At 68.4% G+C, this 26,085-nt stretch carries 29 protein-coding genes, 1 tRNA gene and 1 other RNA gene; 12 read left to right on the plus strand and 19 right to left on the minus strand.

Going from position 1 to position 26,085, the window contains the following annotated elements:
- Positions 1-73 precede the first annotated feature (73 nt).
- The gene (locus test1122_RS11915; RefSeq protein WP_232269151.1) at positions 74-538 is read left to right on the plus strand and encodes a GatB/YqeY domain-containing protein; all 465 of its coding nucleotides are present in this window, start codon (positions 74-76) and stop codon (positions 536-538) included.
- Positions 539-595: 57 nt separating this feature from the next.
- Here test1122_RS11915 and test1122_RS11920 read toward each other — a convergent pair whose 3' ends face one another.
- Complete coding sequence (locus tag test1122_RS11920; RefSeq protein WP_232269152.1) at positions 596-2,953, minus strand: transglycosylase domain-containing protein; 2,358 nt, start codon at positions 2,951-2,953, stop codon at positions 596-598.
- A gap of 397 nt (positions 2,954-3,350) precedes the next feature.
- Between test1122_RS11920 and test1122_RS11925 the strand changes: the two genes are divergently transcribed.
- The gene (locus test1122_RS11925; RefSeq protein ID WP_232269153.1) at positions 3,351-3,668 is read left to right on the plus strand and encodes a WhiB family transcriptional regulator; all 318 of its coding nucleotides are present in this window, start codon (positions 3,351-3,353) and stop codon (positions 3,666-3,668) included.
- Here the strand turns inward: test1122_RS11925 and bagB are convergent.
- Positions 3,629-4,879 carry an ATPase BagB gene (bagB, locus tag test1122_RS11930; protein WP_232269154.1) on the minus strand — a complete coding sequence of 417 codons (1,251 nt, stop codon included), beginning with the start codon at positions 4,877-4,879 and terminating at the stop codon, positions 3,629-3,631. The genes test1122_RS11925 and bagB overlap by 40 nt on opposite strands.
- Positions 4,876-5,853: an ATPase BagA gene (gene bagA, locus test1122_RS11935; protein ID WP_232269155.1), complete on the minus strand. Its 978-nt coding sequence runs from the start codon at positions 5,851-5,853 to the stop codon at positions 4,876-4,878. Before bagA ends, bagB begins: the two co-directional genes overlap by 4 nt.
- Positions 5,854-5,897: 44 nt before the next feature.
- Between bagA and test1122_RS11940 the strand changes: the two genes are divergently transcribed.
- The 3 genes from test1122_RS11940 to test1122_RS11950 all read left to right on the plus strand — a co-directional run bounded on the left by test1122_RS11940 (position 5,898) and on the right by test1122_RS11950 (position 8,388).
- Positions 5,898-6,056: a Sp36 family protein gene (locus test1122_RS11940; RefSeq protein ID WP_232269156.1), complete on the plus strand. Its 159-nt coding sequence runs from the start codon at positions 5,898-5,900 to the stop codon at positions 6,054-6,056.
- A 5-nt stretch (positions 6,057-6,061) separates the two neighbouring features.
- Complete coding sequence (locus tag test1122_RS11945) at positions 6,062-6,526, plus strand: RidA family protein (protein WP_232271875.1); 465 nt, start codon at positions 6,062-6,064, stop codon at positions 6,524-6,526.
- Between the two features lie 80 nt (positions 6,527-6,606).
- Positions 6,607-8,388: a S9 family peptidase gene (locus test1122_RS11950; RefSeq protein WP_232271876.1), complete on the plus strand. Its 1,782-nt coding sequence runs from the start codon at positions 6,607-6,609 to the stop codon at positions 8,386-8,388.
- Here test1122_RS11950 and test1122_RS11955 read toward each other — a convergent pair.
- The 9 genes from test1122_RS11955 to test1122_RS11995 form a co-directional block, all read right to left on the minus strand.
- Positions 8,321-9,127: an SURF1 family protein gene (locus test1122_RS11955; RefSeq protein ID WP_232269157.1), complete on the minus strand. Its 807-nt coding sequence runs from the start codon at positions 9,125-9,127 to the stop codon at positions 8,321-8,323. The genes test1122_RS11950 and test1122_RS11955 overlap by 68 nt on opposite strands.
- A gap of 68 nt (positions 9,128-9,195) precedes the next feature.
- Positions 9,196-10,434 carry a hypothetical protein gene (locus test1122_RS11960; protein ID WP_232269158.1) on the minus strand — a complete coding sequence of 413 codons (1,239 nt, stop codon included), beginning with the start codon at positions 10,432-10,434 and terminating at the stop codon, positions 9,196-9,198.
- The gene (locus test1122_RS11965) at positions 10,431-11,105 is read right to left on the minus strand and encodes a SigE family RNA polymerase sigma factor (protein WP_422396968.1); all 675 of its coding nucleotides are present in this window, start codon (positions 11,103-11,105) and stop codon (positions 10,431-10,433) included. Before test1122_RS11965 ends, test1122_RS11960 begins: the two co-directional genes overlap by 4 nt.
- A gap of 333 nt (positions 11,106-11,438) precedes the next feature.
- Positions 11,439-12,710 (minus strand): aspartate kinase, encoded by a 1,272-nt coding sequence (locus tag test1122_RS11970; protein ID WP_232269159.1) that lies wholly within the window; start codon positions 12,708-12,710, stop codon positions 11,439-11,441.
- A gap of 56 nt (positions 12,711-12,766) precedes the next feature.
- A complete protein-coding gene (locus test1122_RS11975) occupies positions 12,767-13,903 on the minus strand; it encodes a hypothetical protein (RefSeq protein ID WP_338423533.1) in 1,137 nt (378 codons plus the stop codon).
- 629 nt (positions 13,904-14,532) lie between these two features.
- Complete coding sequence (locus test1122_RS11980; protein ID WP_232269160.1) at positions 14,533-14,910, minus strand: hypothetical protein; 378 nt, start codon at positions 14,908-14,910, stop codon at positions 14,533-14,535.
- A gap of 29 nt (positions 14,911-14,939) precedes the next feature.
- On the minus strand, positions 14,940-15,524 hold the full coding sequence (locus tag test1122_RS11985; protein ID WP_232269161.1) for a Uma2 family endonuclease: 585 nt from the start codon (positions 15,522-15,524) through the stop codon (positions 14,940-14,942).
- Between the two features lie 297 nt (positions 15,525-15,821).
- Positions 15,822-16,118 (minus strand): DUF397 domain-containing protein, encoded by a 297-nt coding sequence (locus test1122_RS11990; protein ID WP_232269162.1) that lies wholly within the window; start codon positions 16,116-16,118, stop codon positions 15,822-15,824.
- Entirely contained in the window at positions 16,108-16,950 is an 843-nt protein-coding gene (locus test1122_RS11995; RefSeq protein WP_232269163.1) for a helix-turn-helix domain-containing protein, read from the minus strand. The genes test1122_RS11990 and test1122_RS11995 overlap by 11 nt, the downstream gene beginning before the upstream one ends.
- Positions 16,951-17,075: 125 nt before the next feature.
- Between test1122_RS11995 and test1122_RS12000 the strand changes: the two genes are divergently transcribed.
- From test1122_RS12000 to test1122_RS12015, 4 genes are all read left to right on the plus strand, one after another.
- Positions 17,076-17,285 carry a hypothetical protein gene (locus test1122_RS12000; RefSeq protein ID WP_232269164.1) on the plus strand — a complete coding sequence of 70 codons (210 nt, stop codon included), beginning with the start codon at positions 17,076-17,078 and terminating at the stop codon, positions 17,283-17,285.
- 276 nt (positions 17,286-17,561) lie between these two features.
- Positions 17,562-17,789 (plus strand): hypothetical protein, encoded by a 228-nt coding sequence (locus tag test1122_RS12005; RefSeq protein WP_232269165.1) that lies wholly within the window; start codon positions 17,562-17,564, stop codon positions 17,787-17,789.
- Complete coding sequence (locus test1122_RS12010; protein WP_232272087.1) at positions 17,786-17,995, plus strand: hypothetical protein; 210 nt, start codon at positions 17,786-17,788, stop codon at positions 17,993-17,995. The genes test1122_RS12005 and test1122_RS12010 overlap by 4 nt, the downstream gene beginning before the upstream one ends.
- The gene (locus test1122_RS12015; protein WP_232269166.1) at positions 17,992-18,225 is read left to right on the plus strand and encodes a DUF7848 domain-containing protein; all 234 of its coding nucleotides are present in this window, start codon (positions 17,992-17,994) and stop codon (positions 18,223-18,225) included. Before test1122_RS12010 ends, test1122_RS12015 begins: the two co-directional genes overlap by 4 nt.
- 145 nt (positions 18,226-18,370) lie before the next feature.
- Here the strand turns inward: test1122_RS12015 and test1122_RS12020 are convergent, their stop codons facing one another.
- The gene (locus test1122_RS12020; RefSeq protein WP_232269167.1) at positions 18,371-19,456 is read right to left on the minus strand and encodes a sensor histidine kinase; all 1,086 of its coding nucleotides are present in this window, start codon (positions 19,454-19,456) and stop codon (positions 18,371-18,373) included.
- Positions 19,453-20,115: a response regulator gene (locus test1122_RS12025; protein WP_232269168.1), complete on the minus strand. Its 663-nt coding sequence runs from the start codon at positions 20,113-20,115 to the stop codon at positions 19,453-19,455. Before test1122_RS12025 ends, test1122_RS12020 begins: the two co-directional genes overlap by 4 nt.
- Before the next feature lie 219 nt (positions 20,116-20,334).
- On the opposite strand from test1122_RS12025, the gene test1122_RS12030 reads away from it, so the two are divergent.
- Entirely contained in the window at positions 20,335-20,607 is a 273-nt protein-coding gene (locus test1122_RS12030; RefSeq protein ID WP_232269169.1) for a hypothetical protein, read from the plus strand.
- A 222-nt stretch (positions 20,608-20,829) separates the two neighbouring features.
- Here test1122_RS12030 and test1122_RS12035 read toward each other — a convergent pair whose 3' ends face one another.
- The 5 genes from test1122_RS12035 to ffs form a co-directional block, all read right to left on the minus strand.
- Positions 20,830-21,498 carry a DUF5063 domain-containing protein gene (locus tag test1122_RS12035; RefSeq protein WP_232269170.1) on the minus strand — a complete coding sequence of 223 codons (669 nt, stop codon included), beginning with the start codon at positions 21,496-21,498 and terminating at the stop codon, positions 20,830-20,832.
- Positions 21,499-21,584: 86 nt separating this feature from the next.
- Positions 21,585-22,184 carry a recombination mediator RecR gene (gene recR, locus test1122_RS12040; RefSeq protein WP_232269171.1) on the minus strand — a complete coding sequence of 200 codons (600 nt, stop codon included), beginning with the start codon at positions 22,182-22,184 and terminating at the stop codon, positions 21,585-21,587.
- Positions 22,185-22,220: 36 nt separating this feature from the next.
- Complete coding sequence (locus test1122_RS12045; protein ID WP_422396969.1) at positions 22,221-22,556, minus strand: YbaB/EbfC family nucleoid-associated protein; 336 nt, start codon at positions 22,554-22,556, stop codon at positions 22,221-22,223.
- A gap of 70 nt (positions 22,557-22,626) precedes the next feature.
- The gene (locus test1122_RS12050; RefSeq protein WP_232269172.1) at positions 22,627-24,759 is read right to left on the minus strand and encodes a DNA polymerase III subunit gamma and tau; all 2,133 of its coding nucleotides are present in this window, start codon (positions 24,757-24,759) and stop codon (positions 22,627-22,629) included.
- A 54-nt stretch (positions 24,760-24,813) separates the two neighbouring features.
- An RNA gene (gene ffs, locus test1122_RS12055) (signal recognition particle sRNA small type) lies at positions 24,814-24,912 on the minus strand.
- A 72-nt stretch (positions 24,913-24,984) separates the two neighbouring features.
- Between ffs and test1122_RS12060 the strand changes: the two genes are divergently transcribed.
- Together test1122_RS12060 and test1122_RS12065 are read left to right on the plus strand one after the other, a co-directional pair.
- Positions 24,985-25,069: transfer RNA gene (locus test1122_RS12060), tRNA-Ser, on the plus strand.
- A gap of 156 nt (positions 25,070-25,225) precedes the next feature.
- Positions 25,226-26,070 (plus strand): IS5 family transposase gene (locus test1122_RS12065; RefSeq protein ID WP_422396910.1). Its coding sequence is split into 2 segments (ribosomal slippage): positions 25,226-25,556 and positions 25,556-26,070, totalling 846 coding nucleotides; the frame shifts between segments, so codons are not numbered across the junction.
- Positions 26,071-26,085: the final 15 nt, after the last annotated feature.

The raw sequence follows: 26,085 nt of genomic DNA on the forward strand, positions 1-26,085 counted from the left end.
ACCGTTGGCGGGTGATGCCGGTACGGGTGATATAGGCGCGCGTTCCCCTGCGGGGGGTGGCAGACTGACGGGCATGACACCGCTCAAGTCCAGGCTGCAGGACGATCTGACCGCAGCGATCAAGGCGCGCGATGAGCTGCGCTCCAGCACCCTCCGGCTCACGCTGACCGCGATCCACAAGGAGGAGGTCGCGGGCACGGAGGCCCGTGAGCTCTCCGATGACGAGGTCGAGAAGATCATCGCGCGGGAGGCGAAGAAGCGCCGTGAGGCGGCCGACGCCTTCGAGAAGGGCGGCCGGACCGAGCAGGCCGAGCGGGAGCGTGCCGAGGGCGAGCTGCTGGGCGACTATCTGCCGAAGCAGCTCACGGATGAGGAGCTGGACGCGCTGGTCGCTGAGGCGGTGACGGAAGCCAGGGCCGCCGGGGCCGAGGGGCCCAGGGCGATGGGCGCCGTGATGAAGATCGTGAACCCGAAGGTGGCAGGCCGTGCCGAGGGCGGCCGGGTGGCCGCAGCGGTGAAGAAGGCGCTGGCGGGCTGAGCGTCCTGCGGTCGTAACGGGTTACGGGGATGGGCGTCCCATCCCCGTAACCCCAGGTCAGCGGGGCGGCGGCCAGCCGGGGCCACCGTTGCCGTTACCGCTGTTGCCCCCGCCGCCGTCCCAGCCGCCGTCCGAACCGCCCCAGTCACCACCACCGCCCGAGTCACCACCGGAGTCACCGCCCCAGTCACCGCCTCCGCCGTTGTCACCGCCACCGCCGGAGCCGCCGTTGTCACCGCCGCCCAGCACATCCGGCCAGGGGAAGTCCGGGGTGTCGGGCTGCTCCGGGGGCTTGGGGCGCTCGCCGGGCTTGTTGTCCCGGTCCTTCTTGTCGCCCTTGGTCTTGGCACGCGGGACATCGACCTTGTTGAAGGCCGTCGGCGGAACACCGTCGAGCGCTCCGGTCATCGCGATCCGCCAGATCGGGCCGGGCAGACAGCCACCGCAGACCTTGTCGTAGTACTGGCCGCCAATGGTGATCCCGGTCATGCTGATCTTCTCTCTGCCGTCCGAGCCGGTCCATACGGCGGTGGAGACATCCGGGGTGTAGCCCACGAACCAGGCGTCCTTGCGCCCGTCCGTCGTACCGGTCTTGCCCGCGTTGTCCCGGCCGGAGAGCCCCGCCTTCGTACCGGTGCCGTCCTCGATGACGCCCTTGAGCATCTGGTTGATCATGTCAGCGGTGCGCTGGGACATCGCCCGCTCGCATTCCGTCCGCGGGACGGGCAGCGCCTTGCCCTCGGAGTCGGTCACCGCCTCGATCGCGACCGGCGAGCAGTAAACACCACGGTTGGCGAAGGCGGCGTAGGCGTTGGCCATGGCGAGCGGGGTGCTCTCCATGCCGCCCAGGCCCATGGCGGGCATCACCGCCAGCGGCTTTCCGGTGCCGCTCTTGATCCCCAGCTTCGCGGCCATGGTCGCGGTCTCGCAGAGCCCGGCCTTCTGGAGCAGCCTGACGGAGTAGGTATTGATCGACTTGCCGAGGGCACTGGTCATGTCCCAGGTGCCCTTCTCGGAGCGCAGCTCGTTCTGTACGGACCAGGAGCCGACGCCGTAGGGCTTGTTGTCACAGGTACGGAAGTCGGACTTCTCAAACTCGGTCTTCCAGCCGCTGCTGAATGTCGTCGCCGGACTGATGCCCTTTTCGATAGCCGTGGCGGCGGTGACCGGCTTGAAGGTCGAGCCGACCTGGAAGCCCAGATAGGTGCCGCCCATGGGCTTGTCGACCGCGAGGTTGATGACGCTCTCGTGCCTGCTCAGGTCGGTGCCGTACGGCCGGGACTGGGCCATCGACAGAATCTTGCCGGTACCGGGCTGGACCGATACCACCGAGGCGGCGATCTTGTCGGTCTTGTCGACCTTGCTGGTCGCGGCCTGGGCCGCGGCCTCCTGCGCCTTCGGGGAGAGCGTGGTCTTGATCGTCAGACCGCCCTGCCGCCAGCGCGCGGCACGCTCCTTGTCGGTCTTGCCGAAGGCCTCGTTGGTCAGGAATTCCTGCCGTACGTAGTCACAGAAGAAGCCCGCTTCCGCGGTGGCCGTGATGCAGCCGTTCCGCGGTTTGCTGACGTTCAGCCCGAGCGGTGTCTTCTTGGCCTCAGCGGCTTCCGACTGGCTGATGTACTCCACCTGGGCCATCCGCTGCAGGACCACATTGCGCCGTTTGGTGGCCTCGTGCTCGTCGTTGATGGGGTCGTAGCGGCTCGGTGACTGGACGATCCCGGCGAGCAGCGCGGACTCCTGCAGGTTCAGTTCCTTGGCCGGTTTGGAGAAGTACCGCTGGGCGGCGGCCTCGACACCGTAGGTCTGCTGGCCGAAGAAGGTGATGTTGAGGTAGTTCTCCAGGATCTGTTTCTTGCTCAGCTCCTGTTCGAGCTGTATCGCGTACTTCAGCTCTTTGATCTTGCGGCCGACGGTCTGCTGGGTGGCCTGGGCGACCAAGGTGGCGTCGTCACCCGCCTCCTCGACAAAGACGTTCTTGACGTACTGCTGGGTGAGGGTCGAGGCGCCCTCGGAGACCTCGCCCTCCTGGGCGTTCCTGTTGAGCGCTCTGAGCACACTCTTGAGGTCGATCGCGCCATGCTGGTAGAAGCGCGAGTCCTCGATGGCGACGATCGCCTCCCGCATCCGCGGCGAGATGTCGTCCAGCGGGACGACCGTGCGGTTACGGGAGTAGACGTCGGCGATCAGGTCGCCCTCGGCGTCCAGGATTCTGGTCTTCTGGCTCAGCGGTGGCCGCTTGAGGTTGGTGGGAATGTGGTCGAATCCCTCGACGGTCCCCTTGGCGGCCAGGCCGAACACTCCGGCGGCGGGGAGTGCGAGACCCGCCATGACGGCTCCAGCGAGCACACTGACACCGATGAACCTGGCGGCCTGCTGGGTCGCGGACAGACCACCGCCCGAGCGCTTGTTTGCCATGCGGGCCAGCCTACGTTCTCAATCGCCGGACAGGGGTCCATCTGTTCGCTTACGATGTCTCTGCCTTCCTCGGTAGGACCCCTTCGTAGTACCTCTCCCCTCACTCCTGTGGGTGATGAGAGGCGCCCCGAATTGGTGTCATATGCCAGAAGAATCCTCTTGCGCCCCCTGCACATCCCGTCTGAACTGCCCCGATCCGTCTGGAAAGTGACACTTGTCGCGCGCTCACTCCGTTGGGTGATCTGCCGCGTACGCATAGTCCGATCGGGCCATTCAAGATTGGGCCCGACGGGGGTGTTGCCTCATGCCCGCCTTCCGTAACGTCCTCAACTGGCGACGGTGCATATGCCGTTTGTCGCCGTGGGGGAGCCTCGATTCGGGAGAGGACGGCACCAGCATGAGTAGCTGGGTAACCGACTGGAGTACGCAGGCTGCCTGTCGTACGACGGATCCGGATGAACTATTCGTACAAGGGGCGGCCCAGAACCGCGCCAAGGCGGTCTGCACCGGATGTCCGGTGCGCACGGAGTGCCTGGCCGACGCCCTCGACAACCGGGTGGAATTCGGTGTGTGGGGCGGGATGACCGAGCGGGAGCGGCGGGCGCTGCTGCGTCGGCGTCCCACGGTCACTTCCTGGCGCCGCCTACTGGAGACCGCGCGGGCGGAATACGAGAACTACGACAGCCTCGACGAAGTCTCAGTCGCGGCGAGCTGACCTCGCTGCGTTCCGAGCCGTTCGCCAATGGTGCGCAGACCCACCAGGTCGTGCACATCGCCGGGCAGGGCGGCCACTTCCGCCACGGGCACCTCGGGGTGCAGCGCGGCGAAGCGGTCGCGTGTGCGCCGCTCGCGGGCGAGCACCCTCATCCGCTCGGCGTGCAGCCGTAGCAGCCCCGCGGCAGACGCAGCCGAGTGCGTGTCCTCCCCTGGGCCCGACCCTGAGTCCGACCCTGGGTCCTCCCCCGGGCCTGCGGCGGCGTCCTCAAGGACCTCCGCGGCGGCCAGTGCCCGTTCCGCACTGAGCTGGTCCGCCTCGCTGCCGTGCACCCGGTTGAGGATCAGCCCGGCCAGCGGCATCCGGTCCGCTGCCAGCCGCTCGACGAAGTACGCCGCCTCGCGCAGCGCATCCCGCTCCGGGGCGGCGACCACGAGAAAGGCCGTGCCGGGTGCCTGGAGCAGCCGGTAGGTGGCGTCCGCGCGGGTGCGGAAGCCGCCGAACATGGTGTCCATCGCCGCCACAAAGGTCTGTACGTCCCGCAGCAGCCCGGTGCCCAGCACCTTCCCCAAGGTTCCGGTGACCATGGATAGCCCGGTCATACCCAGGCTGACGAACTTCATCCCCGCCCGGCCGCCCGCCTTCGCCGGGGCCATCAGCAGCCGGATGAACCGGCCGTCGAGGAACGAGCCGAGCCGTTTGGGCGCGTCCAGGAAGTCCAGCGCGGAACGGCTCGGCGGGGTGTCCACGATGATCAGGTCCCACTCATCGCGGGCGCGGAGCTGGCCGAGCTTCTCCATCGCCATGTACTCCTGGGTCCCCGCGAATCCCGCGGACAGCGACTCGTAGAAGGGGTTGTCCAGGATGGCGCGGGCCCGCTCGGGGTCTGCGTGCGCTTCGACGATCTCGTCGAAGGTCCGCTTCATATCGAGCATCATGGCGTGCAGTTCGCCGCCCTTGGACCCATCCACATCCGTCACTCTGCGCGGGGTGTTGTCCAGCTCGGTCAGCCCCATCGACTGGGCCAGCCGCCGGGCCGGGTCGATGGTCAGCACGACCACCTTCCGGCCGCGCTCGGCGGCCCGTACCCCCAGCGCCGCCGCGCTGGTCGTCTTGCCCACCCCGCCCGCCCCGCAGCAGACCACGATGCGGGTCTCCGGGTCGTCGATCAGCGCATCGGTCTCCAGTACAGGTGCGGCTTCCAGGCTCACTCGGCGACTCCTTGCTTCCGCAGTTCCCCGGCCAGGTCGTAGAGACCGGCCAAGTCCACCCCGTCCCAGAGCAGTTCCAGCTCGTATGTAGGCAGCTCCAGATCCGCGATCTCCGCCCGCCGGTCCCGCTCCATGGCGACCCGCTGTGCGTGCTCCCGTGCCTGGCTGAGCAGCGGTCCCACCAGCCGCTCCGCCCGGCCGCCGCGCCGCGCGCCCCCCAGCCCCGCGGCGGCGAACGCCTTGGCCAGCTCGGCGCGGGAGCCGTCGGCGGCCTCGAAGGCAGCCGGACCGAGCAGCGTGGGGCGCACCATGTTGACCACCACCCCGCCGACCGGCAGCCCGGCCGCCCGCAGTTCGGCGACACCGTCGACAGTCTCCTGGACCGGCATCTCCTCCAGCAGCGTCACCAAGTGCACCGCGGTCTCGCCGGACTTGAGCACCCGCATCACCGCCTGCGCCTGGTTGTACACCGGGCCGATCCGGGCCAGGCCCGCAACCTCGTCATTGACGTTGAGGAAGCGGGTGATACGGCCGGTGGGCGGGGCGTCCATGACGACCGCGTCGTAGACATACGCGCCGTCCTTGGCCCGGCGGCGCACCGCTTCACACGCCTTGCCGGTGAGCAGCACATCGCGCAGCCCGGGGGCGATGGTAGTGGCGAAGTCGATGGCACCGAGCCGTCTGAGGGCACGGCCCGCGCCACCCAGCTTGTAGAACATCTGGAGGTAGTCCAGCAGCGCGCGCTCGGCATCTATGGCGAGGGCGTAGACCTCACCCCGGCCCGGCGCGACGGCTATCTTGCGCTCCTCATAGGGCAGCGCCTCGGTTTCAAAGAGCTGGGCGATTCCCTGACGGCCCTCCACTTCGATAAGGAGCGTTCGCCGTCCGGCCTCAGCCAGGGCGAGCGCGAGTGCGGCGGCAACCGTCGTCTTACCGGTGCCACCCTTGCCGGTGACCACATGGAGCCTGCTCACCCTGCGAGCCTAACCAGCGGGGCACAACCATTACCCTCGGCACCATGACGAAGTGGGAATACGCGACCGTGCCGCTCCTCGTGCACGCGACAAAGCAGATTCTGGACACCTGGGGCGAGGACGGCTGGGAGCTCATCCAGGTCATCCCGGGCCCGAACAACCCTGAGCAGCTGGTGGCCTACCTCAAGCGGGAAAGGGAGTGAGCGCGGTGAGCGGGGTGGAGGCCAGGCTCGCCGAGCTCGGGCTGAAGCTTCCGGAGGTCGCCGCTCCGCTGGCCTCTTATGTCCCCGCGGTGCTGTCGGGCAGGTATGTCTACACCGCGGGGCAGCTGCCGCTGGTGGACGGCAAGCTGCCGGTGACCGGCAAGGTCGGCAGTGAGGTGTCGCCGGAGCGGGCGAAGGAGCTGGCGGCTACGTGTGCGCTGAACGCGCTGGCGGCTGTGAAGTCGGTCACCGGTGATCTGGACCGTATTGCCCGGGTCGTCAGGGTCGTCGGGTTTGTCGCCTCGGTCCCGCACTTCACTGGGCAGCCTGGGGTGGTCAACGGGGCGAGCGAGCTGCTGGGTGAGGTGTTCGGCGCGAAGGGTGTGCACGCGCGCAGTGCGGTTGGCGTGGCCGTGCTGCCGATTGACGCGCCGGTGGAGCTTGAGCTGCAGGTCGAGCTGGCCGACTGAGTTTTCCCCAGCCCCTCCCTCAGCTACCGCTGGGGGAGGGATTCGGGAAGCCCGACACAATGGGGCGTATGACTGAGCACATGCCGGAGTGGGAGAAGCGGTTCCGGGCGCCGCGCGTCGGGCTGCCGGAGTGGGCGGAGGACGCGCCCGCCCGGTCGCTGTTCGTATCGAACGCGACCGGGACCTTTGAGCTGTACGCCTGGGACCGGGAGACCGGGGAACAACGCCAGGCGACCGACCGGCCGAACGGCACCACCGATGGGGTGCTGACGCCGGACGGCGAATGGATCTGGTGGTTTTCGGACACCGACGGGGACGAGTTCGGAATCTGGATGCGGCAGCCCTTCGGCGGTGGGCCGGACGAGCCCGCCGTGCCAGGGCTCGCCGCGTCGTATCCGGGCGGGCTGGCACTTGGCCGGGACGGTACCGCGGTGGTCGGGCGGTCCACCGATGAGGACGGCTCGACGATTCATGTCGTACGGCCCGGCCGGGAGCCGGTGGAGATCTACCGGCACCGGGAGTCGGCCGGGGTCGGTGATCTCTCGTACGACGGTCGGCTGATCGTGATCGAGCACACCGAGCACGGCGACGCCATGCACTCCGCGCTGCGTGTCGTACGCCCGGACAGCGGGACCGTCGCGGAGCTGGATGACACCAGGGGCGGCACCGAGGAGCTGGGCCTGTCCGTGCTGGGCTTCGCACCCGTCGCGGGCGACACCCGGCTGTTGATCGGGCACCAGCGGCGCGGGCGCTGGGAGCCGATGGTGTGGGACCCCGTCAGCGGGGAGATGACCGAGCTGGCGATCGAGCTGCCGGGCGATGTCAGCGCCGAGTGGTATCCGGACGGCAGCGCGCTGCTGGTGGCGCACAGCTACCAGGCACGCAGTGAGCTGTGGCGCTATGAGCTGGGCACGGGTGAGCTCGTACGGGTGGAGACCCCGGCCGGGACGGTGTCGGGGGCGACGGCACGCCCGGACGGGACGATTGAGTATCTGTGGTCATCGGCCGCCCAGCCGCCCGCCGTACGGTCGACGACCGGTGCGGTGGTGCTGGATCCACCGGGTATGAAGGCACCGGGCTCGGTGCCCGTCACGGACGCCTGGGTGGACGGTCCGGGCGGGAGGGTGCACGCGCTGGTGCAGAAGCCCGCGGGGGAGGGCCCGTTCCCCACCGTCTTCGATATCCATGGCGGGCCCACCTGGCATGACAGCGACGCCTTCGCCGCTCAGCCCGCCGCCTGGGTGGATCACGGCTTCGCCGTCGTACGGGTCAACTACCGGGGCTCCACGGGTTACGGGCGAGCGTGGACGGACGCCCTCAAGCACCGGGTCGGCCTGATCGAGCTGGAGGACATCGCGGCGGTCCGGGAGTGGGCGGTGTCCTCGGGGCTCGCGGACCCGGAGCGGCTTGTGCTGACCGGTGGCTCCTGGGGCGGCTATCTGACACTGCTGGGTCTGGGCGTCCAGCCCGGGGCGTGGGCACTGGGGATCGCGGCGGTGCCGGTCGCCGACTATGTCACGGCGTACCACGATGAGATGGAAGCGCTGAAGTCCATGGACCGCACCCTGCTGGGCGGCACCCCGGAAGAGGTTCCGGAACGCTTTGAGGCGTCGTCCCCCATCACCTATGTGGAACAGGTGCGGGCGCCGGTCTATATCTCGGCGGGGGTGAACGATCCGCGATGCCCGATCCGGCAGGTGGAGAACTATGTCGACCGGCTGAAGGGCCGCGGCCACCCGCACGAGGTGTACCGCTATGACGCGGGCCACGGCTCGCTGGTGATGGAGGAGCGGATCAAGCAGGTGGGGCTGGAGCTGGAGTTCGCCCTGCGGTGGCTGGCCCCCCTGAGTCCTCCGGAGTGAGGCCCAGTTCCGCGTCTTTCACCAGCTCCACCTCCCGACGGAAGAGCCGGAACCACATAAAGAGCACAAAGCCCGCAAAGACAAACCACTCGGCCGTGTAGCCAAGGTTCTGGAAGGCCTTCATATCCAGCCCGCTGCCCTTCGGGGCGGCGGGCGGGACGGGCTTCAGCGGGGCGGTGGTGTCCTGCACGGTGATCCAGGCGTCGTAGACGTCGTACGGAACCAGGTTCACCAGCGCCGCCGCGCTGATCGTGCCGAGCTGGCCGGTGGGCAGCCCGGTGGTGCCGCCGGACTCGGAGGCCTGAAGGGCGCCGGTCACCGTGACCTCGCCGGTGGGCGGGGGCGGGACGGCGGCGGGGTCGGGGGTGCCGGGCAGCCAGCCGCGTACGACGGGCAGGGCGTCGGAGGGGCCCGCGGTCCGCAGCGGGGTCAGCACATAGAAGCCGCGCTTGCCGTCGAGTTCCCGGTCGGGCACCAGCAGCTGGTTCCCGGGGTCGTAGCGGCCGGTCGCGGAGGCCATCCGGCCGGAGGTCTCCTTGTCAACGGGCAGCAAACCGGCCAGCGGTACGGCGTCCTCATACGCGGCCTGATCCGCCAGGTCCTGCTGTGCCGTGTGGGAGTCCACCCGGTCTTCAAAGCGGCTGAGCTGCCAGCTGCCCATGAAGAGGCAGACGGGAACCGCCAGGGCGACAAAGACATTGATCGCCCACCAGCGCGGAGTCAGCAGAAACCGGTACACGCGTCAACGGTACGGGGGTGGACCCAGCACGCTGGATCCACCCCCGTCCATCTCCTCCCCCACCGAGGTCACGGGGCCGGCAGCGCTCCGGTGCGGTAGATCGTTCCGGCACAGACCCCGTTCAGGAAGGCGCGGGGCGCCCGAGGCTCACCAGCGGCGGGCGTGTAGCGCAGCACCACAGCGGTCCCGGCGCTGTCGCCGCTGTCCCCGTCGTCGCCGCCGCTGCCCGTACCGGTGTCCGCGAGGGTGCTCATTCCGCTCCCGCTCTCCTCGCTGCTCTGGGCTGTGGTGCCCTGGGTCTCGTTCTCCGCTTCGCTGCCGCTCACACCGGTGCCGTCCGGTTCGTCGCCGCCGCCACCGTCGCCACCATCGCCGCCATCAGAGCCGTTGCCGCCGTCAGATCCGTCGCCGCTACCGTCGGGCTCATCGCTGGGGCCGGGGTCCGGGCTCGGGTCGGGGCGGCAGCCGCCGGGCCCCCGGTTCTTGTCCGGGAGCCAGGCGAAGCGCACCTGGTAGGCCTCGCCCGGCCGCAGGATGAGGTCGTCGCGGGCCTCGCCCGGGCTCGGCAGCCGCTCGGCCTTGCCGCCCTCGGTGTGGTCGAGGATCTGGATGGCCGTGGCATCCGCCTCGCCCCGTGCCGTGGCGGTGAGCTCATCAGTGCCCTTGATCCGGCAGGGGTCCGCGTAGACATTGACGAACCGGAAGGAGCCGTAGATATGGCCCCGGTCATCGGGGTCATCGACCTGGACGGTGGCCTGCCCCAGCTGGTCGCGCTCACAACGCGGTGAGGTGACGGCGAGATCGTCGTTGGCCCCCGGTGACTCGGCGCTGCCCTGGGACGGGGCGGTGGAGGCCTCGCCCTGGCGTCTGCCGTCGGGGCTGGCGCCCGTTCGGGGGTCCTTACCCATGGGATCGCCGATGCCCGCGTTCCCCTGGTCCCCGCCGCCGTTCTCCTGGGCCTGCTGCCCGTTGGCCGTATTGGCCCGCCGGTCATCGCCCAGCGGTCCCGGCACCACCCCCGTGTGCATCAGCGTGGGGACGGTGACGCCGACCAGCAGTACGGCGGTGGCGACGCCGATCAGCGCCTGCCTGCGGCGGGCGCGGCGCGCGGGCACGGCACGGCGAATGTGCTCAAGCGAGTCGGGCGCGGGCTCGATATCGCTCACCACATCGCGCATCAGGCGCCGCAGCGCCTCATCCGCCGACGCTGTGTGCGCTGGATCCGTGTGCGCTGGCCCTGCGTTCTCCGGCCTTGCGTTCTCCGGCTCTTCACCGGGTCCGGGACGGTCGTCTTTGCCCGTGGTCATGCCGGTGTCTCCATAGCCGCCCGCAAGGCGGCTATACCGCGGGACCCGTACGCCTTGACCGAGCCTCGCGCTATGCCCAGCGTGTCGGCGATCTGCTCTTCGGTCATATCCGCGAAGTATCGCAGAACCAGCACCTCACGCTGACGGCGCTGCAGTCCGCGCAGGGCCTGTTTGAGTTCATCGCGCTCCATCCGCTCATAGGCGCCCTCCTCCGCACTCGCCATGTCCGGCATCGGCTTGGAGAGCAGCTTCAGGCTGAGGATGCGGCGACGGAGCGTGGAGCGGGAGAGGTTGACCACGGTCTGCCGGAGGTACGCGAGTGTCTTCTCCGGATCCTTGACACGTCTACGCGCAGAGTGGACACGGATGAACGCCTCCTGCACGACGTCCTCGCAGGAGGCGGTGTCGTCCAGCAGGAGCGCCGCCAGGCCGAGCAGAGAGCGGTAGTGGGCGCGATAGGTCTCGGTGAGGTGATCGACAGTGGTTCCCGCTGCCATCGCGTCGTCAGAGTCCTTGCGGTGCACGGGAAACGTCGTGGAACGGGACGGGGACGAGGACGGGGAGGACGGGGAGGCGGACCAAGGCGCGATCACGGGCATACCCCCGGCCGCCGCCACACCACCGTGCACGGCCAGTAGGGGCGCTGCTGCGATTTCGAGTACCTCTGCCACGCCTGTTGGACACATGTCCCCCCGTCAGGGTTGTACGCGAAAGGCATCGTTTTTGACGATGCACTAAATGCCCCCATGCGTACCACCTAATTCCCCAATGCCCCGTCTTCACCGACGCCTTCGGCTATGAAGCGGCGGCAAAGACGCGCTCCGCCCGGCTGCCGGTTGCAGCCAGGCGGAACTAGCATCGTCGTTCAGACTGTTATTCCAGATCAAGCCGCAGTCTCACAACTCGATCACAACTACTGCATAACGTGCTCTAGATCGCTCCGGTCGCACTGAACGGGACGCCAGCCATGGGCGTCCCGTTCAGCTCACACGACTGGAGTCCGGTCAGCGACCGGTGCCACCGTAGACAACCGCCTCGTCGGAGTCGCTGTCCAGGCCGAAGGCGGTGTGCACGGCGCGGACCGCGTCGTTCACATCGTCCTGGCGGGTGACGACCGAGATCCGGATCTCCGAGGTGGAGATCAGCTCGATATTGACCCCACAGTCGGACAGCGCCTCGAAGAAGGTCGCGGTGACGCCCGGGTTGGTCTTCATGCCCGCGCCGACCAGGGAAATCTTGGCGACCCGGTCGTCGTAGCGCAGCGACTCGAAGCCAATCGTGCTCCGCTGCTTCTCCAGCGCCTCGATGGCCTTCTTGCCGTCGGTCTTCGGCAGCGTGAAGGAGATATCGGTGAGCCCGGTGGTCGCGGCGGAGACATTCTGCACGACCATGTCGATATTGAGCTCAGCGTCCGCGATCGTACGGAAGATCGCGGCGGCCTCGCCCGGCTTGTCCGGGACCCCGACAATTGTGACCTTGGCCTCGGATGTGTCGTGAGCGACCCCCGAGATGAGCGCCTGCTCCATCGGCTCGTCCCCTTGCGGTTCGTTGCTGACCCAGGTACCCGGAAGGCCGGAGAAGGACGACCGGACGTGGATCGGGATGTTGTAACGGCGTGCGTACTCGACGCAGCGGTGCAGCAGCACCTTGGAGCCGGAGCTGGCCAGCTCCAGCATGTCCCCGAAGGAGATCCAGTCGATCTTCTTCGCCTTCTTTACGACCCGGGGGTCGGCGGTGAAGACGCCATCGACATCGGTGTAGATCTCGCAGACCTCGGCGTCCAGCGCGGCGGCCAGCGCGACGGCTGTGGTGTCGGAGCCACCACGGCCCAGTGTGGTGATGTCCTTGCTGTCCTGGGACACGCCCTGGAACCCGGCGACGATGGCGATGTTGCCCTCGTCGACCGAGTCCTTGATCCGGCCCGGCGTGACATCGATGATCCGCGCCTTGTTGTGGACGGCGTCGGTGATGACACCCGCCTGGCTGCCGGTGAACGACTGTGCCTCATGGCCGAGGGATTTGATCGCCATCGCCAGCAGGGCCATGGAGATCCGCTCTCCAGCGGTCAGCAGCATGTCGAACTCGCGCCCCGAAGCGATCGGGGACACCTCACCCGCGAGATCGATCAGCTCGTCCGTCGTGTCACCCATCGCCGACACCACGACAACCACCTGGCTGCCATTCTTCTTGGCTTCGACGACTCGCTTGGCAACGCGCTTGATGCCCTCGGCATCGGCAACGGAGGAGCCGCCGTACTTCTGCACGACAAGGCTCACGTGCGCTCCTCGTATCTCTGTCTTACCGGACCCTTTGGCCGGGGCCCTCGGTCGGCTCAGTTTAGCGAGCGGGGCAGATTCGCCCCGTCGGTGCCGCATCCTGAGACACCGGGCTCGCTCAGCGAACACCCCTGCCCGCTTCCCGGCGAGGCACACGGGAACGTAAGACAGGTCACACCCAGGTTACGAGCCTGTCTCCCCCTGCGGTACCCGGCTGCGACGAAGAGGAGCCGGACGGTTACTGACATGCGACACCCGATCCGGGAGCGTAACCGGGTCACTACCGAACGTATACGGACCTTTTCCACCATCACCGTGCGTGCACGGTGGTCATCTGCGGCTCTTTTCAGGTACGCGGGCGGCGGCGCGGAGGCGTTCGACGCGTTCGTGGATGTCGGCGGCCGTGGGGCCTTGTGGTGAGCAGGGTGGGGTGTCGCCTCGGCAGGGTCCGCAGATGCCGCCGGGTAGGGCTTCAGGGCGGCCGGGGGTCTGGCAGACGGTGCATTCCAGGATGCGCAGGGGCGTGGGGGCGGGGCTGGGGCTGGGGCGGGGGCGGGCTCCGGTGGCATTTTGGTGGTGAGGCGGGTGCGGGCGAGGGCGGCTGGGTGGTGGATGTGGGGCGGCAGGCCACTGGTGAGGGCGTTGGTGAGCTGGGCCGGGGTCGCGTGCCGGGTGAGCCACTGGGTGGCCAGGGGTTCGAGGTCGGCGCAGTCGGCGGCCGACAGGGTCATGCGGGGCTCGGTGCGGCCGAGGGCGGCCAGGGTGTCGTACGCCCGGGAGCGGGGTGGGGGCGTCGGGTCCGGCTGCTGTCCGGCTTGGAAGGCCGCCCACCAGGCGTCATCCCGGGCGGTGCGGGTGAAGTAGGTGCGGGTCACCCAACGGAGGCTGCCCTCGTCGCTGGTGAGATGTTCCTTTACGCGGCGCAGGTGTCCGGCCTCGGAGAGCCGCCGTAGTGCGGTGCGCAGTGCGCACTGCCCGTACGGGAGGTGTTTGGCCAAGGTCTTGACGGAGATGTCCGCGCCTTCGGGGAGCTGGTCGAGGTAGGCGGCGATGGACGCCTCGCGGGCGGTCAGATGGGCGAAGTCACCCTTACGGGCGGGTGGTTGGTCGGACGCGTTCCGCTTGCCGTAGCCCGGATTGGCCATCGGGTGTGCATCGGCATGTGGGGCAGCGCTAAAGTCGTGCTCAGCCACGGATCGTGCTCCTGACGATCTTGTAGGTCAGACCCCGGCATGGTGCTCCTACACACCTGTCGGGGTCGTTCGTTATGCGGGCACGCTAGACCGCCACGACACCCCGTCGCAACCTGATCACCGAAAGTCACCCGCGCTCGTTTGCACGGGAGTTGGGGAGGGCGGGCGGGTTAAACCCCTCCGCCCATTCCTTGCATAAAGGGCTCGGATCTCGCGGCTTGAGCCCCGGGTGCGGAAAACAACGGCGCGAAGTCACCTGAAGGAGTGAGTCCGTTCCGAGGTGAGGGTGCCAAGGTAATAGGACCCTCTACCGTCTGGAGTTTCGGCGCACCAGCAGGGAGAACCATGAGGCAACGGGCCAACAATTACCCCAGCTGCCCGAGATGCCACATGGTCATGTGGAAGGACACAACCTGCTCTAACCAAAAGAACTCTGACGGCACAAGAAACCCCGACGCGTTTCAGTGGACCTGCGCGAGCTGCCGTATGACGTACCAGCCAACAGCACAGCAGGTTGCGGAGGTTCTGCATGCCGAGCATGCATATCGACGCGGTTCCGTGCCCTAACGAAGAGCCGCCCGGGGATTCATGGAGCGGTACCTCCGGACCTCCGAGCCTCCGGCCCCGGGTCACTCAAGGGCGGTGATGAGCCGCATCAGGTCCCCCGTGCTGACCCCGCAGTGCTTTGCGCGGTGAATGGCGGACAGCACCAGGTGCGCGGTCACCTGCTGGGCGTGCTCGTCGCCCAGCCACTCGTCCGGCTTCTCAATTCCTCCGTCATTGAACACGATGCCGTAGCGAGCTTTGACCTGCGCGGCGACTTCGGCGATGGCCGCGAACTTGGACTCGGCCTCCACCCAGCCGGTGAGCACGGGAACGCCGTACCTCACTTCGTACGTCAGCCCATGGGGCGGATCAGCGGCCAACGGCGCGAACCGCTCGGCCAGCTCCTCATCCGGGATGCTCGGAAAGTTGTCGTAGGCCAGCGTGACGCGCTGCTTGGGCACGCCTCTCTCCTTCTGTGGTGGACCCCGGGCTAACGACGGCGCTCGATGGCGGTCAGGTCGATCTCGACCGGGAATGGCACGGACGTCTTCAGCACGTCGTGGTGGACGCCGGTCACGGCGTACGTGCGGGTGGCGGGCTCCAACTCGAAGACGTAGAGCACCGGGCGCCCGTTGTCGTTCTCCACCCGCCAGAAGTGCGGGATACCCGCCGCCGCGTATTTGCTGGGCTTGGTGTCCCGGCCCCGAGCTTCGGAGTCCGGAGAGACGACCTCAATCGCGAGGATGACATCCGCTGGCTGGTAGCTCGTCTGGCCAAGGCCAGTGTCCGCTTCAGCCCGCGCCACCATGATGTCAGGCTCCGGGCGGTTGCGTAGCCCAAGCCTGACGGTCATCTCCCGGATGACCTCCAGCTCCGGCGGCGCTGCCTGGAGGAGACAGGTCTCCAGCACGCGCATGGCGCGCATGTGGAACTTGTCCTGCGGGCTTACGAAGACGAGGCTCCCGTCAAGCAGCTCCGTATGCGGGGGCAGATTGGGAAGCCGGTCCAGGTCATTGGCGGTGTACCCGCCGACCGGGGGGCGTGGCCGCCTCGGTGCGCTTGGGGTTGGATTCACCCCAGTCCCACCCCTTCCCGAAAACTGGGGGCTTCGCCCCCAAACCCCCGGGGTCCGGGGCAAAGCCCCGGAGTCTGGGGAAGGTAGCTGGGGGCGGGATTGAGGAAAGACCACCCGGAACGGGGATGACACCGGTGAAGTCATCGGCCGCCGCCGGGCGGCACTACTGGGGCTTCGCCCCCAAACCTCCGGGGTCCGGGGCGAAGCCCCGGTTTCGGGAAGGGGCGGGATTGGGGAAAGACCACCCAGGACAGGGATGACACCGGTGAAGTCATCGGCCGCCACCGGGCGCTCCGGTCAGGCTTCCCCGTCATATCCACCGCGCTTTACATCACTGATGAACGCCACCCACGCCTCGGCGGGGAAGGCGAGCGCCGGGCCATGGATGTTCTTGGAGTCCCGGACAGGGACTATGCCGGGGAAGTCCTCGGCCACCTCCAGGCAGTCGCCATTGCTGCCCCCGCTGTAGCTGGACTTACGCCAGAGCGCGGCGCCCGGGAAATCCTCGGCCACCTCCAGGCATTCGCCATTGCTGCCCCCGCTGTAGCTGGACTTACGCCACCGGGCGGCGCCGAACTCGTACTTAGGGTGCATCCTCGTATTCCTTCACCAACGACTTGACCATGGCCAGGGACGCCTCTGGTGACAGCGCGGCGGCCCGGACAAGATCGTAGGCCGCCTGACAGCGGGCCACGGTCGCTGGATCATCCTGCAACCGACCCGTCCACACACCCTCGGTGTAGGCCACAGGGGGCTCCTCCTCGAAGGTCATCAGGGTCACATGCCCCTCCATGAGCGCGTGTGCTCCGAAGGAGAAGGGCAGCACCTGGACCAGCACCCGGTGCTTCTCCGCCACCTCGGCGATGTGCCGCAGCTGCTTCGCCATCGCGGCGCTGGCGCCCACTTGGCGACGCAGCACGGCCTCATCCAGGATCGCCCACATCTGTGGGACCGTCGACCCCTCCAGGACCCCCTGCCCACGCTCGATCCGGTTCTGTACCAGCTCCTCGATTTCCTCATCGGACTCAAAGGGACGGCACGACCGGAAGATCTCCCGCGCGTACTCCTCGGTCTGGAGCGGGCCAGGGACGAGCTGAGGCGCGTACCAACTGAGGGTTTCCGCCCGCTTCGTCAGCTCCGCCGCCTCGCGGTAGTGCTCCGCAACAGGCTCCTTGTTGATCAGCTCACGCCACATCCGTTCGAAGAGGCCCCCCGCCCCCAGCACTTCGTCGAACCGCTGTGCCAAGTCGAGCTGCGGCTTGCGGATCGCTGACTCGAACTGGCCGATATACGAGCCCGAGCAGAAAGCTCGGTTACCCAGATCCTGCTGGGTCAGCCCGGCGTCCTCCCTGCGGCGCTTCAGCTCCGCGCCGAAGAACTCCCAGCCGAACTTGGAATGCCCCAGCCGCTTACCACCCTTGGTCATGGCTTAACTCTCCTTGTGTGCAAGCCCGTTGTAGTCGGCTTTCCCGTTGCCGAGCGTAGGGGCACAAGTTCACGATGTGACCGCATTCCGTGAAACACACAGGACAGTGAGGACCCATGGCGACCATGAAGCGCATCGCAAAGATCCGGAACGCCGAGGAGGTGGCGGATGAACTCCGCAACGCGCTCGCGAAGGTGGGGATCACGCTGCCGTCCCTGCGCATCGACCCCGTCACCTGCGCCCGGGAGGAGCCCATGCCGCTCGTGGATCTGGGCTGCTGCAACCTGGACACGGCCCGGCGCCTCACTGCCGCCATCCGGGCGGGCGAGCAGTGACACCCGGCTCCGGCAGGGCGCACACCGTGCCGGACGCGCACACGGGCCGTGCCTGGATGGGATGAACTACAGAAGGGCCCGGCTCAGTGAGCCGGGCGTATCTGCGGAACCGTTCCACCGTCCGCATGGGCTTGACCAGCCACTTGTCACCCTTGGCCATGAGCTAACTCCCCTGCTGTACATCTGGCTTGTCGCGGTCAACCCCTTGCCAAGCGTAGGGGACTCAGGGTCACCATGTGATTGCAATGAGTGAAATACGCAGACCAGGGAGCCCTCATGATGACTACTAAGCGTGCTGAGGCAGCTGAGCGAATCCGTTCTGCGGAGGACGCGACGAGCGAGCTGCGTGACGCGCTCGCCGGGGTCGGCATCACGTTGCCGTCGCTGCGAATCGACCCCGTGACCTGCGCACGGGAGGTGCCCGCCCCGCTGGTGGACCTGGGGTGCTGCAACATCGAAACGGCCCGCCGCCTGGCGGCCGTCATCAAGGGGTGTAAGCGGTGATCCCGAGTATCGGGGCGTACGCCGTGGACACCCGTACCGACCGGGTCGGCCAGGTCATGGGGCACGAAGGGCCGTATGTGCAGCTCCGTCCGCCGGGAGGTGGGCGGGAGTGGGACTGCCCACCCGACAGACTCCGGCGCGCCGCGCCCCGCGACGAGCTACGCGCCCGCGTGATGGAACTCAACCGCGTCAGCAGGCTCCCATGACCCCCCGCTCAGTGATTCGATTTGAGCGCTGGACCCTCCAGCCCGACCGCGAACCCGATGCCGAACCCATCACCTACGCCATACAGTGCGTCGTGTGCGGCGAACGATCCCTGGCCGCCGTCGACTTCGCCGATGTGCAGACGTGGACCTTCGACCATGTGGGGCACAACCCCTCCCACCACACCTACCGCGAGCTCATCACCCGCCCCTGGCGCGCCTGGATGCTGTGACGATTCGTCAATCACCATGGCGCCGCCCCAACCCGTAGCGAGAGGTCAACATTGAGACAGGCTCCCAGGTTCATATGGCCGCGCAGGGGCGCGTGAGAGAGCGCACGCATCGGCAGCCGGATTCCAGGCGTCACGCTTGAACGCCTCAGTCGCTCACGTAGCCACGCTGGACGCTTGGCCGGTAGCCGTCGACGGTGATGCTGAGCGGCAGTACGGCGCGTACGCGGAAGCCGCCGTCGGGCTCAGGGCCGCTGTGCAGGGCGCCGCCCAGTTCCGTAACGCGTTCGCGGAGGCCGTTCAGGCCGTGGCCACCGGAAGGCAGGGCTGTCGCGGGGGCGGTGGGCGGACCGCTGTGGACCGTCGTGTGGAGGGTTTCCGTATCGGGGCCGGGTGCCAGCGTTATCCGGACTTGCCCGCCTGGGGCGTGTTTCCGGGCGTTGGTCAGTGCCTCTTGGACCACTCGGTAGACCGTCTGCTGTACGGGGAGCGGACACTGACCGGCATCGGGCAGGTCCATGTGCAGGTGCGCCTGGGGGCCCGCCGTCTTGACGAGGGCGGGCAGCGCGGAGAGGCCGGGGGCGCGCAGGGCGCTGACCGTGCGGCGCAGCTCGGTGAGGGCGTCCTCGGCATGCTGGCGCGCTGGGTCGCCGGTGGTGCCCTTGAGGGCGATCAGGCTGAGGTGATGGGCGACGCTGTCGTGCATCTCGCGGGCGATACGGGCCCGTTCCGCCGTGGTCGCCCGTTCGGCGGCCAGGGCGCGTTCCCGCTCCCGGCTGAGCGCCAGCTCCGCCGCCTTGGCGGCCAGTTCCCGGCGGGACGCGGACAGCAGGCCCAGCCCAAGGGGTGCCAGGGCGAGCATCGCGGCGAGGAGGAAGGCCAGGGTGACATCTTCCCAGGCCCAGCTCAGCGGGCCCAGATGCGGCCACGGGTAGAAGCCGACGCCGCACACCACGGCCGCCCAGGCCCAGGGCTCCGCCCGGTGCCGGGGTGTGGCGGCCACCGTGTAGAGGGCAAAAATCGTGGGCAGCCAGATATAGCTGGTGGCCAGTCCGGGGAGGCTGAGGACCAGGACCGTACGGGGGAAGCGGCGTCGCAGCACAAGTGCGGTGGCGGCCAGCAGCGCTACGGCGAACATCCAGCCGGGGCCCCAGTCACGGGTGGCGACGGCCTCCAGCAGACCGAGTCCGATGACGCTGGCGTCGGTCAGCAGTCTCCGAGGCGGGGTGTTCATGTCATCCCCGCTCGCTGCGCCAGTGTGGCCAGGGCGACGCGGTTCCGTGCGCGCAGCTTGCGCTTGAGTACGGCGATATGGGTCTTCACGGTGGTGACGCCGATCCTCAATTGGTCGGCTATGTCGGCGTTCGGCAATCCAATGGCAAGCAAGGTGAGCACTTCGCGTTCGCGCTGGGTGAGTCGGGCGAGGGACAGCTCGCCGGAGTCGAGATCAGGGTGGGTGTCGAGGCCGGGGGCGGGCTGGGTCGTGAGGTGGCGGCTGATGACGGCCTGGCTGCCGGGCGGGGTGCAGACGACGCCACCGGCGGCCAGAACCCGTACAGCCTGGCTGAGCAGCGCGGACGCGCTGTTCTTGAGCAGAAACCCGGACGCGCCGCCGCGCAGGGCGAGCTCCAGCTGGTCATGGACGTCAAAGGTGGTGAGCATGGCTACTGCGGGCGGCTCTGGGAGATCACGTATCGCGGCCAGCAGGGTGAGGCCGTCGGGCTCGGGCATCACGATGTCGAGGAGGACGACATCGGGTGCCGTGTGCCGTACGGCCGCCAGCGCCCCGGGGCTGTCGCAGACGGAGACGCTGATTCCGTCCTCAGCCGCCAGGATGTGCCGTAGGGCTTCCCGCACCAACTCCTCGTCATCCACGACGAGTACACGGATCACTCTGCCTCCTCCCCGATGAACAATCCGGCCTCGAGTAGGAGGGGAAAGTTCCTCCTCAGGTCCGATATCACGGCCCGTGTTGCCTGTGATGATGGCCCCTGATAGTAAGCGCGGCCGTAAGAAGTGCGTCCGCCTGGTGTCCCACATCTCAGGTCGTGGGCGGGGAACGGGCAGCGCGCGCAATTCATCGGGCCGATGCGATGAAGGACAAGTGACCTGGTGACCATGCGTATGCGCCGATTGCGCCGTCTGCGGCGTATGCACCATATGAGCCATATGAGCGAGCCCGGGTCCAAGCAGGTGCCGGGCGCGGATGCCCATCCCCCGCGGCCCGCGTCCGGCACCGCGGCCTCAAGTAGGAGCCGGGAACTCCTCCCCAGGCCCCATACGACGGCCCTCACCACCTGCGACGATGAGTTCGGCGACCGCAGGAGCTACCAGCTGTCCGGGGGGCAGCTGCGTCGCCTCGGGATCACGGATCCTCCTGCTTGACGGACACACCGCTGGCCTCGACCTGGCTCAGCGGCCGGTGTCGCGGCACTTCGTCGCCCGCTAGAAGCGCCAGCGGGTCTGGCTGTACGCGTCCCGCCCTTGCCGAAGCCGAAGGCTGTCATGGGCGGGACCTTGTACAGCAAGGCCCGGTGGCCCGCACCGTAGAAGGCGTAGAAGGCGTAGAAGGCGTAGAAGGCGCCGTCGCTCGCGAGCCCGCGTCCCTCATGAACGCGTCGGCTTGAGACCCAGCGGAGCGGCGATCTCGGCCGCCATCACGGCGCCCGCCTCGCGCTCCAGCTCCTTGTCGTCGTTCTCGGCGTTGCTGTCCGTGTCCAGCCCGTCCAGCTCATCGAGCGGGGTATCCAGCCGGACATGCGCGACCAGCGACTGCAGCGCGCGGAGCGCGGCGGAGGCGGTCGGGCCCCAGTTGGAGAGATACGAGAACTGCCACCACCACAGCGCCTCGGAGACCCGGCCCGCGCTGTAGTGCGCCATGCCGTGCCGCAGATCGGTCAGCACATCGGCGAGATCGTCCGAGATCCGGCACGCGACCGGCGCACTGCGCGGCACATAAGGGTCGAATACCTCGGAGTAGACATCAACCGGGTCCAGCAGCGTGGCCAGCTTCTCGCGGAGCTCGTCAACATCCGGCTCCGGGCCGGTGTCCGCCTCGTACCGCTCCTCCGGGACGATGTCCTCGTGCGCGCCCAGTCGGCCGCCCGCGAGGAGGAGTTGTGACACCTCCAGCAGGAGGTAGGGCACAGCGCTGTCGGGGTCATCGCCCTTGGCGACCTCGGTGACCGCGAGAATGAAGCTCTCGACCTGGTCGGAGATCTGCACGGCGAAGTCGTCTGGGTTGGACACGCTGGTGTGCTCCGGGGTGTCAGACATCGAACAACCTGCTCCCTTCGAAGGTCCGCCCGAGCGTTACCTCGTCGGCGTATTCCACGGCAGATCGGATGTGCCCTGGCGCGAGCTCAGACATCGAGCAGCCGCCTCCCTTCGAAGGCCCGCCCCAGGGTGACCTCGTCGGCGTACTCCAAGTCTCCCCCGACAGGGAGCCCGCTGGCCAGTCGTGTGACCTTCAGGCCCATGGACGACACCATGCGCGCGAGGTACGTGGCGGTGGCTTCCCCCTCAAGATTGGGGTCGGTGGCCAGGATCAGCTCGGTGACGGCGCCGTCGGCGAGCCGGGCCAGCAGCTCCCGTATCCGCAGGTCATCGGGGCCGACACCCTCGATCGGGCTGATGGCGCCGCCCAGGACGTGGTACCGGCCGCGGAACTCGCGGGTCCGCTCGATCGCGACAACGTCCTTCGGCTCCTCGACAACGCAGATCACCGAACGGTCGCGGCGTGGATCGAGGCAGACCCGGCACTGCTCGTCCTGTGCGATGTTGCCGCACACCGCGCAGAACCGGACCTTCGCCTTGACCTCGGTCAGCGCGTGTGCGAGTCGGCGCACATCGGCCGGCTCGGCCTGCAGGATGTGGAAGGCGATCCGCTGCGCGCTCTTGGGCCCGACGCCGGGCAGCCTGCCCAGTTCGTCGATGAGATCCTGAACCACGCCTTCGTACACGGTCGCTGACTCCTCCTCCTGCGTATGGCCGACAGCCTAGAAGGGCATACCGGGCATGCCGCCCAGCCCCTGGGCGAGCGGGCCGAGCTTGGACTGCTGGAGCTGCTGCGCGGCGCTGTTCGCGTCCCGGACGGCCGCGAGGACGAGATCGGCGAGCGTCTCGGTGTCCTCCGGGTCCACCGACTTGGGGTCGATGACCAGGCTCTGGAGCTCACCGGCCCCAGTCACCGTGGCCTTGACCAGACCACCGCCCGCAGACCCCTCTACGGGCGTCTCGGCCAGCTCCTGCTGGGCCGCGGCGAGGTCCTGCTGCATCTTCTGGGCCTGCTGCAGCAGCTGCTGCATATCGGGCTGGCCACCACCGGGAATCACGGCTTCGCTCCTGCACGTCGACTGTCTTGCTGTGTGCCGAGCCTACGTGGTCACCGGGCATCCCGTGGGGTCACTCGTGATGGAACTCTTCTACGACTGTCGCACCCAGCTGCTGAATGAACAGATCATGGCCGGACAGCGCCGACTCGTCGAGGTCCGGGTCGTCCTCTTCGGGGATGTCGTCCTCGGCCGATACGGGCGGCGGCGGTGGCGGCTCGGGTGCCGCCTGGGGCGGCGGAACCAGGGCGGGCCCTGGCCCCGGGGCCGCCGGTGCGGGGGCGGGGGCGGGCGTGGCTGCCGGTGGGGGCGGCGGGGCGGGTGCGGCGGACTGCGGCGGCCGGGGCGCCGGCGGAGTGGCGGGGCCTGCTCCGCCGACGCCGCCGTTTCCCTCGCTGCCGCCGCTTCCGCCGTTTCCGCCGCTGCCGCCCGAGGGGTCGACGATGGATTCGACCTTCCACTGCACGCCGAACTGCTCGCTCAGCACCGTGCGCAGCACGTCCTCGCTGCCACCCCCGACGAACCTGTCCCGGGCGCCCGTGCTGGAGAAGCCAAGCTGCAACGTCGTACCGTCAAAGCCGGTGACCTGCGCGTTCTGGCTGAGCAAGATCCAAGTGAACCGTCGACGGCTCTTCACGGCCTCCAGGATGTCCGGCCACATCTGCCGTACCTGAGCGGCGCCCTGTCCGGGCGGAGGACCAGCCGCCGGAGCGGCGGGCGCCACCGGCCCGGGCGCCTGGGGCTGAGCCTGGGGCTCCGCCGGACCGGGGGCTGCGGCTGCGCCACCGGACTGGCCGCCCGTACCGCCCGTACCGCCCGTCGGCCAGGCCCCGGGCCGCTGCCCGGCCCCCGCACCCGTCGGCCAGGCGCCCGGGCGCTTGCCCGGTGACTGCTGTACGGGCTCACCAGTGGCTTCCGGGACCGCCGGCTCCGTCGCAGGAGCAGCGGGAGCGGGGGCGGGAGCGGGCGGCTGAGCCGCAGCCGGGGCAGCCGGGGCCGGGGTAGCCGCAGCCGCCCCAGCCGCCGGGGCCGTCAGACCACCGGCCATCGCCCCCCGCTCCAGCCGGTCCATCCGCGCCTGAAGCGACCGCTCATCGGCGTACGCCGCGGGCAGCAGCACCCGGGCACAGATCAACTCCAGCTGCAACCGGGGCGAGGTCGCCCCGCGCATCTCCGTCAGCCCGGAGTTCACCAGATCCGCCGCACGACTCAGCTCAGCCGCACCGAGGACCGACGCCTGGGCCTGCATCCGCTCCACCACATCAACCGGGGCGTCGATCAGCGACTTCTCCGCCGCATCCGGCACCGCCGCCAAGATCACCAGATCTCGCAGCCGCTCCAGCAGATCGGTGACAAAGCGCCGCGGATCATGGCCGCCCTCGATTACCCGCTCAACGACCTCGAAGGCCGCCGCCCCGTCCCCCGCCGCGAAGGCGTCCACGATGGAGTCGAGCAGCGCACCATCCGTATAGCCGAGCAACGCCGTCGCCATCGCATACGTGACGCCGTCCTCCCCGGCCCCGGCCAGGAGCTGGTCCATGACCGACATCGAGTCCCGTACGGACCCCGCCCCGGCCCGTACGACCAACGGCAACACCGATTCCTCGACCGGGATCGCCTCGTGCTCACAGACCTCGGCCAGATAGTCACGCAACGTGCCCGGCGGCACCAGCCGGAACGGATAGTGATGTGTACGCGACCGGATCGTCCCGATGACCTTCTCCGGCTCGGTCGTCGCGAAGATGAACTTCAGATGCTCCGGGGGCTCTTCGACCACCTTCAGCAGGGCGTTGAAGCCCGCCGAGGTGACCATGTGCGCCTCGTCGATGATGTAGATCTTGTACCGGCTGGCGGCCGGGCCGAAGAACGCCTTCTCACGGAGCTCACGCGCGTCATCCACACCACCATGCGAAGCGGCGTCGATCTCGATCACATCGATCGACCCACTACCGTTCCGCGCGAGATCGCGGCACGACTGACACTGGCCGCACGGTGTGGGCGTGGGGCCCTGCTCACAGTTGAGACAGCGGGCGAGAATCCGCGCGCTGGTCGTCTTACCGCAGCCGCGCGGGCCACTGAAGAGATACGCGTGATTGACCCGGTTGTTCCGCAGCGCCTGCTGCAGCGGGTCGGTTACATGCTCCTGCCCGATGACCTCGGCGTAGGTCTCGGGGCGGTAGCGGCGGTACAGCGCGAGGGACGACACGGTTACGACGATATCGGCCGCCGCTGACAAGTGGCGCCGGTCTCACGCTGCGCGAACGACAACGCCCCTCACGCACCCGCCAGAGCCGACCTACCCTTGCTGCCTTCCGGCCCTGGGGGAGTTCAGTCAGATAGCGCCACGTGAGGGGCTGCGCCCACCCTACCCGATCCCCCGACCAGGGATCGAGTTCGCAACCACTCCCCTACGTCTTGTATTGTTTGCGGCGGAGGATTCGCCTAGTGGCCTAGGGCGCACGCTTGGAAAGCGTGTTGGGGGCAACCCCTCACGAGTTCGAATCTCGTATCCTCCGCCGTGCTCTCACCGGGCACAACGTCGAAGGGCCCCACCGTTCACGGTGGGGCCCTTCGACGTGCGTGGTCTCATTTTCGAATCAGCTGCTCTTCGGCGGCTCCCAGATCTTGGGACTAGGCCGTTTCCTTCGGATCATCTGATCGTTGGTTGATGTGTGTCGTTGACTGATGCCCAGTGGGCACGGATCGAGCCGTTGTTGCCGGACCGGACTCCGAAGCGGGGCGGACGGTGGCGTGATCACCGCCAGGTGATCGACGCGATCGCGTTCAAGTACCGCACCGGGACACCGTGGATGGACCTGCCCGAGCACTTCGGGTCGTGGAAGGGCGCCCACAACCGCCTGCGGAAGTGGGCCGCCGACGGCACCTGGGAGAAGGTCTTCACCGCCCTGCTCGCCCAGGCCGACGCCGAAGGCGACCTCGACTGGGTCGTCGCGGTCGACTCCACCATCGTCCGAGCCCACCAGCACGCCGCCGGGGCCCGTCAAAAGGGGCCCCGGCCGGCGAGCCGGACGACCATGCCCTCGGACGCTCCCGCGGCGGACTGACCACCAAGATCCACCTCGCCGCGGACAGCCACTGCCGGCCCCTGGCCTTCGTCATCACGCCTGGCCAGGCAGGTGACGCACCCGCATTCCCCGAGGTCATGGCCCGCTTACGGGTGCCCCGGCCAATCGGCCGGCCCAGGATCACGCCGGACGTGATCCTGGCCGACAAGGCCTACTCATCCCGCGCGATCCGGACCCATCTCCGTCGGCGCGGGATCCGGGCCGTGATCCCGCAGCCCGCCGACCAGGCCGCCAACCGCAAACGCCGCGGCAGCCGCGGCGGCAGACCACCAGCCTTCGACCGCGACGCCTACAAGCGGCGCAACACGGTCGAGCGCTGCATCAACAGACTCAAGCAATGGCGCGGCCTGGCCACCCGCTACGACAAGACCGCCACCATCTACCTCGCCGGACTCCACCTCGCCGCCATCTTCATCTGGTCAGCGAGATGATCCAAAAGAAACGGC

Source organism: Streptomyces gobiensis (genome assembly GCF_021216675.1).
In the GTDB taxonomy this organism is placed as follows: domain Bacteria; phylum Actinomycetota; class Actinomycetes; order Streptomycetales; family Streptomycetaceae; genus Streptomyces; species Streptomyces gobiensis.

Coding starts and splice junctions, on each gene's coding strand:
- test1122_RS11995 (WP_232269163.1), bottom strand. CDS start 16,950: ATGACCAAGGGTGGTAAGCGGCTGGGGCATTCCAAGTTCGGCTGGGAG.
- test1122_RS11950 (WP_232271876.1), top strand. CDS start 6,607: ATGCCGGAGTGGGAGAAGCGGTTCCGGGCGCCGCGCGTCGGGCTGCCG.
- test1122_RS12015 (WP_232269166.1), top strand. CDS start 17,992: ATGACCCCCCGCTCAGTGATTCGATTTGAGCGCTGGACCCTCCAGCCC.
- test1122_RS11960 (WP_232269158.1), bottom strand. CDS start 10,434: ATGACCACGGGCAAAGACGACCGTCCCGGACCCGGTGAAGAGCCGGAG.
- test1122_RS12035 (WP_232269170.1), bottom strand. CDS start 21,498: ATGTCTGACACCCCGGAGCACACCAGCGTGTCCAACCCAGACGACTTC.
- test1122_RS11940 (WP_232269156.1), top strand. CDS start 5,898: ATGACGAAGTGGGAATACGCGACCGTGCCGCTCCTCGTGCACGCGACA.
- test1122_RS11990 (WP_232269162.1), bottom strand. CDS start 16,118: ATGCACCCTAAGTACGAGTTCGGCGCCGCCCGGTGGCGTAAGTCCAGC.
- test1122_RS11920 (WP_232269152.1), bottom strand. CDS start 2,953: ATGGCAAACAAGCGCTCGGGCGGTGGTCTGTCCGCGACCCAGCAGGCC.
- test1122_RS11915 (WP_232269151.1), top strand. CDS start 74: ATGACACCGCTCAAGTCCAGGCTGCAGGACGATCTGACCGCAGCGATC.
- test1122_RS12000 (WP_232269164.1), top strand. CDS start 17,076: ATGAAGCGCATCGCAAAGATCCGGAACGCCGAGGAGGTGGCGGATGAA.
- test1122_RS11925 (WP_232269153.1), top strand. CDS start 3,351: ATGAGTAGCTGGGTAACCGACTGGAGTACGCAGGCTGCCTGTCGTACG.
- test1122_RS12020 (WP_232269167.1), bottom strand. CDS start 19,456: ATGAACACCCCGCCTCGGAGACTGCTGACCGACGCCAGCGTCATCGGA.
- test1122_RS12005 (WP_232269165.1), top strand. CDS start 17,562: ATGATGACTACTAAGCGTGCTGAGGCAGCTGAGCGAATCCGTTCTGCG.